At 69.7% G+C, this 13,712-nt stretch carries 14 protein-coding genes and 1 other RNA gene; 5 read left to right on the forward strand and 10 right to left on the reverse strand.

The features are described 5' to 3' along the window. Window positions 1–7 precede the first annotated feature (7 nt). Window positions 8–1,027: a hypothetical protein gene (locus tag B0B15_RS09860; protein WP_076675621.1), complete on the reverse strand. Its 1,020-nt coding sequence runs from the start codon at window positions 1,025–1,027 to the stop codon at window positions 8–10. A 117-nt stretch (window positions 1,028–1,144) separates the two neighbouring features. Here B0B15_RS09860 and B0B15_RS09865 point away from each other — a divergent pair, with 117 nt between their 5' ends. After that, window positions 1,145–1,855, forward strand: a complete 711-nt coding sequence (locus B0B15_RS09865; RefSeq protein WP_076675623.1) for a DUF4191 domain-containing protein — start codon at window positions 1,145–1,147, stop codon at window positions 1,853–1,855. Between the two features lie 55 nt (window positions 1,856–1,910). Here the strand turns inward: B0B15_RS09865 and B0B15_RS09870 are convergent, their stop codons facing one another. Continuing rightward, window positions 1,911–2,339, reverse strand: coding sequence for an RDD family protein (locus B0B15_RS09870; RefSeq protein WP_076675625.1), 429 nt, complete (start codon window positions 2,337–2,339; stop codon window positions 1,911–1,913). A 133-nt stretch (window positions 2,340–2,472) separates the two neighbouring features. Here B0B15_RS09870 and glnA (B0B15_RS09875) point away from each other — a divergent pair, with 133 nt between their 5' ends. Beyond that, window positions 2,473–3,897, forward strand: a complete 1,425-nt coding sequence (gene glnA / locus B0B15_RS09875; RefSeq protein WP_076675627.1) for a type I glutamate--ammonia ligase — start codon at window positions 2,473–2,475, stop codon at window positions 3,895–3,897. A gap of 170 nt (window positions 3,898–4,067) precedes the next feature. Here glnA (B0B15_RS09875) and B0B15_RS09880 read toward each other — a convergent pair whose 3' ends face one another. From B0B15_RS09880 to B0B15_RS09890, 3 genes are all read right to left on the reverse strand, one after another. Continuing rightward, a complete protein-coding gene (locus B0B15_RS09880; RefSeq protein ID WP_256334273.1) occupies window positions 4,068–4,331 on the reverse strand; it encodes a hypothetical protein in 264 nt (87 codons plus the stop codon). An 84-nt stretch (window positions 4,332–4,415) separates the two neighbouring features. Continuing rightward, window positions 4,416–4,727: a DUF2277 domain-containing protein gene (locus tag B0B15_RS09885; RefSeq protein ID WP_076675628.1), complete on the reverse strand. Its 312-nt coding sequence runs from the start codon at window positions 4,725–4,727 to the stop codon at window positions 4,416–4,418. 39 nt (window positions 4,728–4,766) lie between these two features. Further along, window positions 4,767–5,090 (reverse strand): hypothetical protein, encoded by a 324-nt coding sequence (locus tag B0B15_RS09890; RefSeq protein ID WP_143016350.1) that lies wholly within the window; start codon window positions 5,088–5,090, stop codon window positions 4,767–4,769. A 208-nt stretch (window positions 5,091–5,298) separates the two neighbouring features. Here B0B15_RS09890 and B0B15_RS09895 point away from each other — a divergent pair, with 208 nt between their 5' ends. Next, entirely contained in the window at window positions 5,299–6,993 is a 1,695-nt protein-coding gene (locus tag B0B15_RS09895; protein WP_076675632.1) for a long-chain-fatty-acid--CoA ligase, read from the forward strand. A gap of 49 nt (window positions 6,994–7,042) precedes the next feature. Here B0B15_RS09895 and B0B15_RS09900 read toward each other — a convergent pair whose 3' ends face one another. The 3 genes from B0B15_RS09900 to B0B15_RS09910 are packed head-to-tail and all read right to left on the reverse strand — an operon-like array spanning window position 7,043 to window position 11,612. Further along, window positions 7,043–10,033, reverse strand: a complete 2,991-nt coding sequence (locus tag B0B15_RS09900; protein ID WP_076675634.1) for a bifunctional [glutamine synthetase] adenylyltransferase/[glutamine synthetase]-adenylyl-L-tyrosine phosphorylase — start codon at window positions 10,031–10,033, stop codon at window positions 7,043–7,045. Between the two features lie 10 nt (window positions 10,034–10,043). Next, window positions 10,044–11,384 carry a type I glutamate--ammonia ligase gene (gene glnA / locus B0B15_RS09905; protein WP_076675636.1) on the reverse strand — a complete coding sequence of 447 codons (1,341 nt, stop codon included), beginning with the start codon at window positions 11,382–11,384 and terminating at the stop codon, window positions 10,044–10,046. A gap of 45 nt (window positions 11,385–11,429) precedes the next feature. Beyond that, window positions 11,430–11,612 (reverse strand): hypothetical protein, encoded by a 183-nt coding sequence (locus B0B15_RS09910; RefSeq protein ID WP_076675638.1) that lies wholly within the window; start codon window positions 11,610–11,612, stop codon window positions 11,430–11,432. Between the two features lie 97 nt (window positions 11,613–11,709). Between B0B15_RS09910 and ppgK the strand changes: the two genes are divergently transcribed. Continuing rightward, complete coding sequence (gene ppgK, locus B0B15_RS09915) at window positions 11,710–12,495, forward strand: polyphosphate--glucose phosphotransferase (protein WP_076675640.1); 786 nt, start codon at window positions 11,710–11,712, stop codon at window positions 12,493–12,495. A 65-nt stretch (window positions 12,496–12,560) separates the two neighbouring features. Here ppgK and B0B15_RS09920 read toward each other — a convergent pair whose 3' ends face one another. Next, on the reverse strand, window positions 12,561–12,851 hold the full coding sequence (locus B0B15_RS09920) for a hypothetical protein (protein WP_143016351.1): 291 nt from the start codon (window positions 12,849–12,851) through the stop codon (window positions 12,561–12,563). 174 nt (window positions 12,852–13,025) lie between these two features. Here B0B15_RS09920 and B0B15_RS09925 point away from each other — a divergent pair, with 174 nt between their 5' ends. Then, window positions 13,026–13,259, forward strand: coding sequence for a hypothetical protein (locus tag B0B15_RS09925; protein WP_076675644.1), 234 nt, complete (start codon window positions 13,026–13,028; stop codon window positions 13,257–13,259). Window positions 13,260–13,322: 63 nt separating this feature from the next. On the opposite strand, the gene rnpB is transcribed toward B0B15_RS09925, so the two are convergent. After that, an RNA gene (gene rnpB / locus B0B15_RS09930) (RNase P RNA component class A) lies at window positions 13,323–13,704 on the reverse strand. Between the last annotated feature and the right edge of the window lie 8 nt (window positions 13,705–13,712).

Here is a 13,712-nt window from a genome sequence, read left to right on the forward strand (position 1 = left end):
CACCGGCTCATGATGGCTGGTCCGCGACCGTTTCGACGGCGCGGACCAGCCATCGGTCGTTCTGGCGGACCAGGGTCACGTATTGCGTGGTCGCCCCATACGCGACATGGACCACCGTCACGCCGCCGAAATCCTCGAGCAGAGTGATCTCGGCGTGCTCCGCGTCAGCGAGCAACGGCTCGCGCCCGAACGTCGACGGCTCGTCGAAGGCGCTGCGGCACGGGTCATCCGCGCAGAGCGCGATCTCCGCGAAAAGCCGCCGCGCGACCACGACCATGTCATCGGACAGGGGGACGCGGTCGTCGACGGGCCAGGGTGAGGTCGCCGAGGGCTGCGGGACGACCGTCGCCGACGGCGGGGCCGTCCTGGACACGCCCGGCGTCGCCGAGGCGGCCGGAGCCGGTTCGGCCGTGCCGGGGAGGAAGACGGCAGCGCCGACCAGCACCGCTGCAGCGACGCCCGCCCCGACGGCGCTCCCACGGAACCGGGACGATGATCCCCACCGTTCTCGGAGGCTTGTGAGACTCCGCCGTATCGCGGCGCCGATGTCGTCGTCGAGGAGGGCGAACGGACCCCTCGCGGGCACGGAGGGAACGGTCGGCGGCTGATCGACGACCACTGGTGTCAGGGGGCCGAGCACCAAGGGCTTCGGGTCGGCGTGGGAGAAAAGGCGCCTCTCGACGGCATCCCATTCGCGTGGCGGGCGGGTCGACACCGCCGCCCTCGCGCGGTCGACGAGGTCGCGCGTCGTCGGATCAGGGGTGAGCGCGGCCAGACGTCCGAGGCTGTCGGCGGTGGCCGTGACGACGTCGGGGGCCGAATCTTCCCCCACGACGACCGGGCGTCCCTCCGCCGTCAGCCACCAGGCGCTTCCGCCGGATCGGTCGGTCGCGCGTCGGCATCCGCGGAGGAGACCTACCGTGGCTGTGACGACCTCGCCCGGCGTCAGGGCCGTGGCACTCGCACCGCGGCGACGCAGGTACGCGACGAACGGTTCGGCGGGGGAAGCGGAGGCGGTCGTGCTCATCCCCCGAGGGTGCACGACGGCGGAGGCGCGCGAAGCGGACCCGGGCTCGAGTGGGGATGGATGCCGGGGAAGGGCCGCTGGGGAGGAACCGTTCGCGGCGAAGATAGAATCGTCGTCATGGCCGCTCGCACCACCACGCCCGAGAAGCGTCCGGGCTTCTTCTCGCAGCTGAAAACGCTCTACACCTTCACGCAGAAGGAGTACCGCTGGCTGCCCTTCCTGCTCGCGGGCATCGTCCTGGTGGGCATCGCCCTCGGTGTGCTCGTCGGCTTCCTCATTCCGCCGCTCGCCGTGTGGAGCATCATTCTGTGGGCCGTCACGGGCCTGCTGGCCGGCATCCTGGCCGGGATGATCACCATGACGCGTCTGTCGACCACGGCGATGTACAAGAAGATCGACGGCATGCCCGGTGCCACCGGCCACGTGCTGTCGTCGTCGCTCGGGCGCAACTGGCAGGCCTCGGAGACCCCCGTCGGTGTGAACCCCCGGACGCAGGAGGCGCTGTATCGAGCGATTGGTCGCGGCGGCGTGGTGCTGATCGGCGAGGGCAACCGCAGCCGTTTGACGCGCCTGGTCGGCGAGGAGCGCTCACGCGTGCTCCGTGTGGCCGCGGGCGTTCCCGTCACGGTTCTCTACGTCGGTCACGGCGATGACGAGGTGCCGATCGCCAAGCTGGCCTCGACCATCAAGGCGCTGCCCAAGAAGGTCGACCGCGCCACGATGGCCGCCGTCATCAAGCGCGTCTCCTCGGTTTCGCAGGGCCTGTCGTCGCTGCCCATCCCGAAGGGCGTCGACCCGACGAAGATGCGCGCTCCGCGCCCGCGTTGATCCCACGAGAAAGGCCCCCGCACAGCGGGGGCCTTTCTCGTGCGCGCGGGTTCGGCTAGCTGCGGACGAGAACCGTGCCGACCGCTTTGTCGTGCAGACCCCGCTGGTCGGCGTCCCACACGACCGCGGGGATGATGACGGCGAGCAGGAGCGTCCGCACGATGGGACGCCACAGTCCCACCCAGCCCCCGGACGCCAGTTCGAGGCGCATCCCCATCAGTCGATGCCCGGGGCTGCCGCCGATGAGCGGGATGAAGAGGATCTGCACCGCGAAGAAGATGAGGTTTGTCGCGATGGGGTTGGCGAACGGAACCCCCGTCACCGGATCGGGGGTCGAGAAGAACGCGAAGCCGATGAGCCCGGCGCTCGCGACGTCGATCAGCAGGGCCGCGATGCGGCGCCCCGGACGGGCGATGGAACCGCGACCCTCGCGGGGAAGGCCGAGCCGCTGGCCCGGGTAGTCGTTCTCGGCGGGGACGCTCACGGCATCCAGCGTAATCGGGCCGCCGTAACATCCCGGAAACATGCGAGATATGACCGGGACACCGGTTCTGGGTAGGGTCGAGGAGGCTGGCCGAGGCCGGCATGATCCCGAATGTTCTACCTCTGGAGTCTTCATGTTCAAAGATTCGTCCGAGGTGCTGAAGTTCATCCAGGACGAGGACGTCAAGTTCCTCGACATCCGTTTCACGGATCTTCCTGGTGTGCAGCAGCACTTCAACATCCCCGCCTCGACCGTCGACGAGGAGTTCTTCACCGTCGGACAGCTGTTCGATGGCTCGTCGATCCGCGGGTTCGCGAACATCCACGAGTCGGACATGCAGCTGATCCCCGACGTGACGACCGCGTACGTCGACCAGTTCCGCGAGGCGAAGACCCTGGTCATGGTCTTCGACATCTACAACCCGCGCAACGGTGAGATCTACGGCAAGGACCCGCGTCAGGTCGCCAAGAAGGCCGAGAAGTACCTCGCCTCCACCGGCATCGCCGACACCGCGTTCTTCGCCCCCGAGGCCGAGTTCTACATCTTCGACGACGTGCGTTACGAAGTGAAGCAGAACTCGAGCTTCTACTCGGTCGACTCCGAGGAAGGCGCCTGGAACACCGGCCGCGAGGAAGAGGGCGGGAACCTCGCCAACAAGACCCCCTACAAGGGCGGTTACTTCCCCGTCTCCCCCGTCGACAAGACGGCGGACCTCCGCGACGACATCACCCTCAAGCTGATCGAGGCGGGCTTCGCGCTCGAGCGTTCGCACCACGAGGTCGGCACCGGTGGTCAGCAGGAGATCAACTACCGCTTCGACACGATGCTGCACGCGGCCGACGACATCCTGAAGTTCAAGTACATCGTCAAGAACACCTGCGAGCAGTGGGGCAAGGTCGCGACCTTCATGCCCAAGCCGCTCTTCGGTGACAACGGCTCCGGCATGCACACCCACCAGTCGCTGTGGAACGACGGCAAGCCGCTGTTCTACGACGAGACCGGCTACGGCGGACTCTCCGACATCGCCCGCTGGTACATCGGTGGTCTGCTGGCGCACGCGCCCGCCGTGCTCGCCTTCACCAACCCGACCCTCAACAGCTACCACCGCCTGGTGAAGGGCTTCGAGGCTCCGGTCAACCTGGTGTACTCGGCGGGTAACCGCTCGGCTGCCATCCGCATCCCGATCACGGGCACCAACCCGAAGGCGAAGCGCATCGAGTTCCGTGCGCCCGACGCCTCGGGCAACCCGTACCTCGCGTTCGCGGCCCAGCTGATGGCCGGCATCGACGGCATCAAGAACCGCATCGAGCCGCACGAGCCCGTCGACAAGGACCTCTACGAGCTCCCCGCCGAAGAGGCGCGCAACATCCCGCAGGTTCCGAACTCGCTGCTCGACTCGCTCGAGGCCCTGCGCGCCGACCACGAGTTCCTCCTCGCGGGCGGCGTGTTCACGCAGGAGCTCATCGACACCTGGATCGAGTACAAGATCGAGAACGAGATCCAGCCGATCGCCCAGCGCCCGCACCCGTTCGAGTACGAGCTGTACTTCGGGGTCTGATCGCCCGCACCGATCCTCGGTGTGACCCGGGCAGGAAGCCCGCGTTCTCCCGCAGAATCCGACGAAGAGCCCTCCAGGTCCGACCTGGGGGGCTCTTCGTGTTCCCGGCGAACCCGAGGGCCGCGGAGGGACGCAGACGTCGACCACTCGGCGGCGCCACCCGGGAGCGTTCAGCGCCTTTTCGACCCGCTGCCGCTCCTCCCCCAATCCGCGGCCGGTGGTCCGGGGTTGCCCATGGATGCCAGGTGAGCCACGTGTGCTTTGTGGCAGGCGAGCCGCAAGGTGTGGGCCCATCCGATGACGTCGCCGCGCACGGCGACCCGGTACGCGACCTGCTGCCCGTTCATGACGCGGCGGATCTCGATGAGGCCGTACTCCCGGTCCTGCGGATCGACCATCCGCCACGTGCCCGTGGGGCCCTCGACAGCGGCCATGATGGGATGCCATGTCTCCACGCGTGCGCCGGTTCCTTCCTCCGGCCGAGGCATCCCATCATAGAACACATCTTCGAATGTGTGTCACCCGGTGCGTGCCGCGCGCTTCTGCTCCTGGAACACGCGGATCGCCTCGTACCGGTCGGCAGAGCGCGCCTGTCTCTTCGCGGCCTCGACCTCCCGCACCTTCGGCGGCGCCTTCGTGACGAGGTCGTCGAGCAGATGACGCACGGATGCCGAGATCTCGGCGACGGCGCGATCGAAGACGTCCTGGTTGGCGCGCGACGGCGTCGTCGTGCCCACGATCTTACGGACGAACTGCAGAGCGGCGTCGTGGCACTCGGCATCCGTCGCCGGCGGCATGAAGTTGTGCAGGGGGACGATGTTGCGGCACATGCCCGAAAGGCTAGGCGCCTCGCGCGCCGGACGCGAGGGTCATCGCCGTCGACGCCGCGGCACCTCGGGCCAGCGGCGCACGAGACGACCGGCCAGGCTCGCGCCGTAGACGACGAAGAGCACGGCCACCGGACCGCCGATGCCGACGACGATCACGGCGGGCATGCGGCGGCGGCCGGATCCGAGCGTGTCGGTCCACAGCAGATCGCCCGCCGCGATCCGGGCGAGGGCGGAGAGGGCGAATGCCGCGATGACCGCCCCCATCACCAGGGCGACGGCGACCATCAGCAGCGCACGCCCGCGCCCGAGACGCAGGAGGCTCGCGTCGAGGTTCTCGATCCAACGCTTCCGGAGAGAAGTCACGACGGGTTCGCCCGCGCCCGCCGGAGCCGTCGGCGCGGAACGGGCGAGCACCGGTCGGGGAGGCGCGGATCGGAAAGCTGCGGCACTCCCCCATCGAAGCATGCCGACGGCCCGTCTTCGCCTCGGTCCGTTCCCCCGCCGCGGCTTCCCGGCATCCGCACAGGTGCCTCTCCGCCGCGATGTCGGTGGGGCACGCCAGGATGGAGGAATGCCGGATTCTCCCTACGTCTCGCGTCCGTGGTCGACGTCGTACGCCGAGGGCGTGCCGCTCGAGATCGACGCGCCGTCGCAGACGCTCCCCGAGATGCTCGCCGCCAGCGTCAGCGCCTACGGCAAGAAGGTCGCCCTCGAGTTCTTCGGTGCGACCACCACGTACCGCGACCTGGGCGACGAGGTCGCCCGCGCCGCAGAGGGGCTGCGCCGGCTCGGCGTCCGGGCCGGTGACCGAGTGGCGCTCGTGCTGCCGAACTCACCGCAGCACGTGGTCGCGTTCTATGCCGCGCTGCGGCTCGGGGCCATCGTCATCGAGCACAATCCCCTCTACACGCCGCGCGAGCTGCGGCACCAATTCGAGGACCACGGCGCGCGGTTCGCGATCGTGTGGGACAAGCTGGCCGACACCGTCGCCGAATTTCCCTCCGATCTGGCGCTCGAGCACGTGGTGAGCGTCGACATCACCGAGGCGCTCCCCCTCGGCAAGCGGCTCGCGCTGCGTCTTCCGGTGGCGAAGGCACGGGCGGCCCGCACCCAGCTCACCGCAACGCCCAGGTCGAAGCGTCCGATCGCGTGGAAGAAGCTGCTGACCCACGGCTCTCTCTCGCGCAAGCACGTCGGGCCCACGCTCGACGACATCGCGCTGCTGCAGTACACCAGCGGCACCACCGGGAGCCCGAAGGGCGCGGTGCTCACGCACGCGAACCTCCGTGCCAACGCGATGCAGGGGCGCGCCTGGGTGCCCGGTCTGCACGACGGCGAGGAGACGTTCTACGGGGTGCTCCCCCTCTTCCATGCGTACGGCCTCACGCTGTGCCTGACGTTCGCGATGAGCATCGGCGCGAAGCTCGTGCTCTTCCCGAAGTACGACCTCGACCTGGTCGTCGCCGCCTCGAAGAAGAGCCCCCCGACCTTCCTCCCCGCCGTGCCGCCCATCTACGACCAGCTCGCGCGGGCGGCCGCGCGCGGCACGATCGACCTGAAAAGCGTTCGCTTCGCCATCTCGGGGGCGATGAGCCTGCCCGTGGCCACCGTCGACCGGTGGGAGGCGGCGACCGGCGGTCTGCTCGTCGAGGGGTACGGCATGACCGAGTCGTCGCCGGTGGCCCTGGGCAATCCGATCGGACCCTCGCGCCGCCCCGGCACGGTGGGCGTGCCGTTCCCCAGCACCGAGATCCGGGTCGTCGATCCCGACGATCCCACCGTCGACCGCCCGCTGGGCGAGCCCGGCGAACTACTGCTTCGCGGTCCGCAGGTGTTCCAGGGGTACTGGAACCGCCCCTCCGACACGGCGGCCGCCCTGCTCGACGGCGGGTGGCTGCGCACCGGTGACATCGCCTCGGTCTCTCCCGACGGATTCGTCACCATCGTCGACCGGCTGAAGGAGATCATCATCACGGGCGGCTTCAACGTCTCGCCGAGCGAGGTCGAGGACGTCCTCACCTCGCACCCCGACATCGCCGGCGCGGCCGTCGTCGCCCTGCCGAAGTCGAGCGGAGGCGAGGACGTCGCCGCGGCGATCGTGCTGCGCGAGGGCGTCGAGGTCGAGCCCGACGCCATCCGCGACTTCTGCAAGGCGCGCCTTGCCGCCTACAAGGTGCCGCGCCGCGTGGTCGTGGTCGACGACCTTCCCCGCTCTCTCATCGGCAAGGTGCAGCGCCGAGAGGTGCGCGAGCGCCTGATGGCGTGAGCGCGCCGGCTGTGATGGATGCCGACGGCCCGGCCGTGACGGCGGGCGCTCAGCCGTAGAAGAGCTTGTCGAACACGCGGCGGGCACGCCGGGTCGCGCCGAGGTAGTCCTCTTCGACCTGCGTGGCGGAGCGGGGCGGGTACTCGAGGATGCGACCGATGCCGTCGAGGCGCCCCCGGTCGACCGGCAGGATGTCGCTGGTCTGCCCCGACAGCAGTGTGTTCGCGGACCGCAGGCGGGATGCCAGGTGCCACGCGGCCGCGAGCTTGTCACTCGCATCACGCTCGACGACGCCCGCGACGGTCGCGGCCTCGAGGGCGCCGAGCGTCGAGGTGGTGCGCATGTCGGGAACCGCCCGCGCGTGCTGCAGCTGCAGCAATTGCACGAGCCACTCGACGTCGCTGAGCGAGCCGGGACCGAGCTTGAGGTGCCGAGCGGGGTCGGCGCCCTGGGGCAGCCGCTCGTTCTCGACGCGCGCCTTGATCCGACGGATCTCGCGCAGACCGTTCTGATCGGCCGACACGGGATAGCGCACCTCGTCGGCGAGCTCCAGGAACGAGCGGATGAGCTTGACGCTGCCCGCGACGCCGCGGGCGCGCAGCAGCGCCTGCGCCTCCCACGACAGCGACCACCGGCGGTAGTACTCCGCGTAGGCCTCGATGGAGCGGGCCAGCGGTCCGCTGCGTCCCTCCGGGCGCAGCTCGGCATCGAGATCGAGCGGGAGACGGTGGTCCTCGGACTGCTCGCGCAGCCCCGCGACGATCTTCAGAGCCAGCTGACTCGCCCGCTGCGGATCGACGCCGTTCGCGCGGTAGACGTACATCACGTCGGCATCCGACCCGAAGCCGAGCTCGCGGCCGCCGAAGCGTCCCATCGCGATGACCGCGAAGTCGAGGTCGTCGTCTTCGAGAGGCACCACGACCCGGCGGACCGCGCGCAGGGTCGCCTGGATCGTCACCTCGGTGATCGTGGTGAGCGCGTCGGAGAGCTCCTCGAGAGAGACGGTGCCGAGCACGGCCGCCATCGCCACGCGCAGCATCTCGCGGCGGCGCAGCGCCCGCACGGACCGCATCGCGTCGTCGATGTTCTGCCAACGCGTCTGGATGGCGCGCGCCTCGTCTTCGAGGGCCTTGCCCGAGCGCGGGCGCAGCAGGGCGTCGTCGTCGAGCCACGCCACCGACTCGGGGATCCACTCCATCAACTCGCCGATGTAGCGCGAGCCCGAGAGCACGCGGGTGAGGCTCTCGGCCGCGCCGGCAGAGTCGCGCAGCATCCGCAGGAACCACGGGGTGTTTCCCAGCCGCTCGCTGATCCGGCGGAACACCAGCAGGCCGTAGTCGGGATCGACGCCGTCGGCGAACCAGCGGATCATGATCGGCATGAGGTGCCGCTGGATCGTCGCCTTGCGGCTCAGACCGCTCGTCAGCGCGGCGATGTGGCGCAGGGCGCCGGCCGGATCGCGGAACCCGATGGCCGCGAGGCGGTCGCGCGCCTGCTCGGTCGACAGGGTCCGCTCGCCCTCGGGCAGGGCCGCCACGGCCGACAGCAGCGGGCGGTAGAACAGGCGCACGTGGATGTCGCGCACCTCGCGCTTGATACCCTCCCACACCGCTTGAACACCGGATGCCGAATCGGCCAGCCGGGACGCGCGAGCGAGCACCCGCAGATCGTCGTCCTTCTCGGGCACGAGCGCCGTGCGACGGAGCCCCCGCAACTGCAGGCGGTGCTCGAGCAGACGGAGCAGCCGGTAGTCGCGCCCGAAGGCCTCGGCCTCGCTGCGGCCGATGTAGCCTTCGGCGACGAGGGCGTCGAGCGCCTCCAGCGTGCCGCGCTGGCGGATGCGCTCATCGGTGAGTCCGTGCACGAGCTGCAGCAGCTGCACGGTGAACTCGACATCACGGATGCCACCGGGCCCGAGCTTGAGCTGTCGGTTGACCTCCGCGGCGGGGATGTGGTCGGTCACGCGCTCGCGCATGCGTTGCACGCCCTCGACGAAGTTCTCGCGCGCCGCACTGTGCCACACGAGCGGCTGCACCGCGGCGACGTACTCAGCGCCGAGCGAGGCATCGCCCGCGATCGCGCGCGCCTTCAGCAGCGCCTGGAACTCCCAGCTCTTCGCCCACCGCGCGTAGTACTGCTGGTGCGAGGCGAGGCTGCGTACCAGCGCGCCCTGCTTGCCCTCGGGGCGCAGGTTCGGGTCGACCTCCCACAGCGGCGGCTCGATCTCGGGTCCGGCGATGCCGCGCATCGTCTGCACTGCCAGGCGCGTGCCGATGTCGATCGCGAGCGCCTCGCTCACGGCCTCTTCATCGGCCGACCCGCCCACGAAGATGACGTCGACATCGCTGACGTAGTTGAGCTCGCGCGCCCCGGTCTTGCCCATCGCGATGACGGCGAAGCGGGTCGCCTCCACCTGGGCGCGAGGGAAGGCGCCGGGCCCGACGCCCGCAACCCGCGAGCGAGCGACGCTGAGCGACGCTTCGAGGGCGGCCCCGGCGAGGTCGGCGAGCGACGACGAGACGACGTCGATCGCGGCCGCGGGGTCGTCCTGGCCGAGGTCGTAGGCGGCGATGCGCGCGAGCAGACGCCGGTACCTCACCCGCAGGGCGACCCAGGCGGCATCCGTCGCATCCGACGCGAAGCCGTCGACCTCACCGACGGATGCCAGCAGCTCGGCGCGCATCGTGGGCTCATCCGGCAGGGTCAGGCCGGCGCCCGAAAGGTGCACGAGCTCGTCGGGATGCCGGAGGTAGAACTCGGCGAAGCCGTCGGATGCGCCGACGATGTCCCACAGCGCGCGCCAGGCTCCCGCGTCGGCGGCCGCCGCGCGGACCGCGCCGATGTCGCGCCGCGCCACCTGCAGGATGGCCCGGAGCGCACGGTCGGGATCGGCCACGCGCTGCGCGAGCCGCATGGCTTCCGCCCGGCCCACACCGACCGACTCCTCGAGCTCGCCGAGCAGGGTGTCTGCCTCGGTGAGCTGCGAGAAGCCGGTGCGGGCGAGGGCGGTGAGCGCGGTGGTGCGATCACCCGAGGTCATCGGCGGCCCGTCAGAGCGCTTCGAGGTTGCTCGCCAGCTCGAACGGCGTCACCTGCGCGCGGTACTGGTTCCACTCGCGGCGCTTGTTGAGCAGCACGTACTTGAAGACGGTCTCGCCGAGGGTCTCGGCGACGAGCTCGGACTCCTCGAGGTACTCGAGGGCGTGGTCGAGGCTCGACGGAAGAGGGGCGTAGCCGAGGGCACGGCGCTCCGTGTCGCTGAGCGACCACACGTTGTCTTCGGCTTCGGCGGGGAGCTCGTACTCCTCCTCGATGCCCTTCAGGCCTGCCGCGAGCATGAGCGCGTACGACAGGTAGGGGTTCGCCGCGGAGTCGAGGGCGCGGTACTCGACGCGCGTCGACTGGCCCTTGTTCGGCTTGTACAGCGGCACGCGCACGAGCGCCGAGCGGTTGTTGTGACCCCAGCAGATGAAGCTCGGTGCCTCGTCGCCGCCCCAGAGGCGCTTGTACGAGTTGACGAACTGGTTGGTGACCGCGGAGATCTCGTTCGCGTGGCGCAGAAGGCCCGCGATGAAGTGACGGCCGACCTTCGACAGCTGATACTGCGCGCCCTCCTCGTAGAACGCGTTCATGTCGCCCTCGAACAGCGACAGGTGCGTGTGCATGCCGCTGCCGGGCTGGCCGCTGATGGGCTTGGGCATGAAGGTGGCGTACACGCCCTGCTCGATCGCGACTTCCTTCACCACCGTGCGGAAGGTCATGATGTTGTCGGCGGTGGTGAGCGCGTCGGCGTAGCGCAGGTCGATCTCGTTCTGGCCCGGGCCGCCCTCGTGGTGGCTGAACTCGACCGAGATGCCGAGGTCTTCGAGCATGCGCACCGAACGCCGGCGGAAGTCATGGGCGGTGCCGCCCGGGACGTTGTCGAAGTATCCGGCGGAGTCGACGGGCTGGGGGCGTCCATCGGCGCCGAGCTGCGAGGACTTGAGGAGGTAGAACTCGATCTCGGGGTGCGTGTAGAACGTGAACCCCGCGTCGGCGGCCTTCGCGAGCGTGCGCTTGAGCACATGACGGGGGTCGGCGACCGCGGGCTGTCCGTCGGGCGTGGTGATGTCGCAGAACATGCGCGCCGTCGGGTCGATCTCGCCGCGCCACGGCAGGATCTGGAACGTCGTGGGGTCGGGGTGCGCGAGCAGGTCGGACTCGTACGAGCGGGTCAGGCCTTCGATCGCCGACCCGTCGAAGCCGAGGCCCTCGGTGAAGGCGCCCTCGACCTCGGCGGGCGCGATCGCCACCGACTTGAGCGTGCCGACCACGTCGGTGAACCACAGGCGCACGAACTTGACGCCGCGCTCCTCGATCGTGCGCAGGACGAAATCGCGCTGCTTGTCCATCGTCATCCTTCGTTTCGGGGGCGGTCGGTGCGTCGGAGCCGGAGCTCAGTCGTCCTCGGCCTCTTCGTCGGCCCACTGCTTGGCGCGCTGCTTGAGCAGCTGCGGCGCGTTGGCCGCCTCTTCGGCGGTGTCGAACGGGCCTGCGCGGTCGATCGCGGGCGACTCGTACCCCTTCTCGACCGTCCCGGTCTCGAGGTTGTACCAGTACTTCTCGTTGTCGTCGCTCACGATGGCTCCTCACGTGGGTCTGGCGGATCGGCGCGGAACCGCCGGTGCTCTCCCGATCCTACTGATGCCGACCCCGCGGCTGGATAGGCTGGAGGGCATGGCAACGAATGCGTCTCGTGCGGTCGGAGTGGACATCGGCGGAACCGGCATCAAGGCGGGGATCGTCGACCTGGATGCCGGGGAGCTCGTCAGCGACCGGGTGAAGGTCGCCACTCCCGCCGGAGCGGAGCCCGCCGACGTGCTGGCCGCCGTGACGCAGGTGCTCGAGACCCTCGAGGCCCCGGCCGACCTGCCGCTCGGCGTGGCGTTCCCCGCGATCGTGAAGGGCGGACGCACGCTGTCGGCCGCGAACGTGTCGAAGTCGTGGATCGGGTTCGAGGCCGAGAAGTTCTTCGAGCAGGGCCTGTCGCGCGACATCCACTTCGCCAACGACGCCGACGTCGCGGGCATCGCCGAGGTGCGGTACGGCGCGGCGAAGGGCGTCGACGGTCTCGTCATCCTCACTACGCTCGGCACCGGTATCGGGTCGGCCATGATCTACGACGGCGTCCTCGTCCCCAACAGCGAGCTGGGTCACCTGCAGCGCGCCGGACACAAGAAGGACGCCGAGCACTTCGCCGCGTACTCCGCGATGGAGCGCGAGGAGTTGTCGTGGGAGAAGTGGGCCGAGCGCCTGCAGTGGTACTACGACTACGTCGAGTTCCTCTTCAGCCCCGACCTCATCGTCGTCGGCGGTGGCGTCTCCAAGCACTCCGAGAAGTTCCTGCCGCTTCTGAAGCTGCGGGCCCCGATCCTCCCGGCGAAGCACCGCAACAACGCCGGCATCATCGGAGCCGCATCCCTCGCCGTCCCGGTGCCCGAGGCGCTGCCCGCCGTCAAGTGAGGAGCGGGGCGGGTGGCATCCTGTCGCTCGTCGGGCGAGAGCTCGTCGTCGGCTGCCGCGACTGATCACGCGGCGTCGACCCGACGGAGGCTGACGGCGTTGCGCCACACCACGGGCGCCCAATGGCCGCCCTCGCACGGCACCTCGAGCATGACGACGCGGTCGTTGCCGCCGGTCGCCCAGGATGCTTCACGCGTCGCGGCACGGTTGGGCCACGTCACCCACGCCCATACCGGGCGCTTCTGCGCGAACCACTCGATGGGCCGCGCTCCCCAAGTCTCGGGCTGCAATGTGCAGGGGGCGATGGATGCCAGTACGCGCGCGACCATCTCGTCGCTGACTCTCGTCGACCCCATGCACCGGACCCCTTCCCCGGCCGTGCTCGAGTGTAGAACATATGTCCGACACTCGCCCGGGCGAGCGTCGAGCGTCTTTACCGAGCAGAGCGACCGGCGTCAAACGGGTGCGGCGCGGGAGACCGGCCCCTAGCGTCGGACGCATCGATGCACACGACACAGAGGGGGAACATCGTGAGCAATGACTACAGCGGCGCCGCCGCGGGGCTCGGAATCGGCGTACTGATCGTCGGATTCCTCGTCTACATCGCGATCCTGGCGCTCGCGATCTGGGTCGGGTACCTGATCATGCGCACGGCCGTGAAGAACGGCATCCTGCGCGCCGACGAGGAAAGGGCTCGTCGCGGCATCGCCGGCGGGGGGATGGCACCTCCGCCCGCCGGCCCCGGCTACAGTCCCGGCGCCTGACACGACACCAAGGCGGCCCCGTCGCGTTCGCGGAGCGGGCGGGGTCGTCCCGGTGTCGAGGCGCGAATGGGCCGGCCTGTACGCCGGGTTCTGTCCGGGGGTCCCTTCGACGAGCTCGGGGGCCCCGTGGACGGTCATCTCTCTCGGCGACACGTTGCCGTGCCGCTCCAGCGGCCTACCCGGGGACTCGGCGAGCCGCGTCGTCATCCCCTGTCTGGCCTTGCTCCGGACGAGGTTTACCTCGCGGGTCGTGTCACCACGACCCCGGTGGTCTCTTACACCACCCTTTCACCCTTACCCCGGACCTGACGGACCGAGGCGGTCTGCTCTCTGTGGCACTATCTCGCGGATCACTCCGGGTGGGCGTTACCCACCGTCCTGCCCTGTGGAGCCCGGACGTTCCTCGGCACGGGCGAACCCGTGACGCGACCGTCCAGCCGACCCATTCGCACC

It is taken from the genome of Microbacterium sp. RU1D (genome assembly GCF_900156435.1).
Lineage (GTDB): Bacteria > Actinomycetota > Actinomycetes > Actinomycetales > Microbacteriaceae > Microbacterium.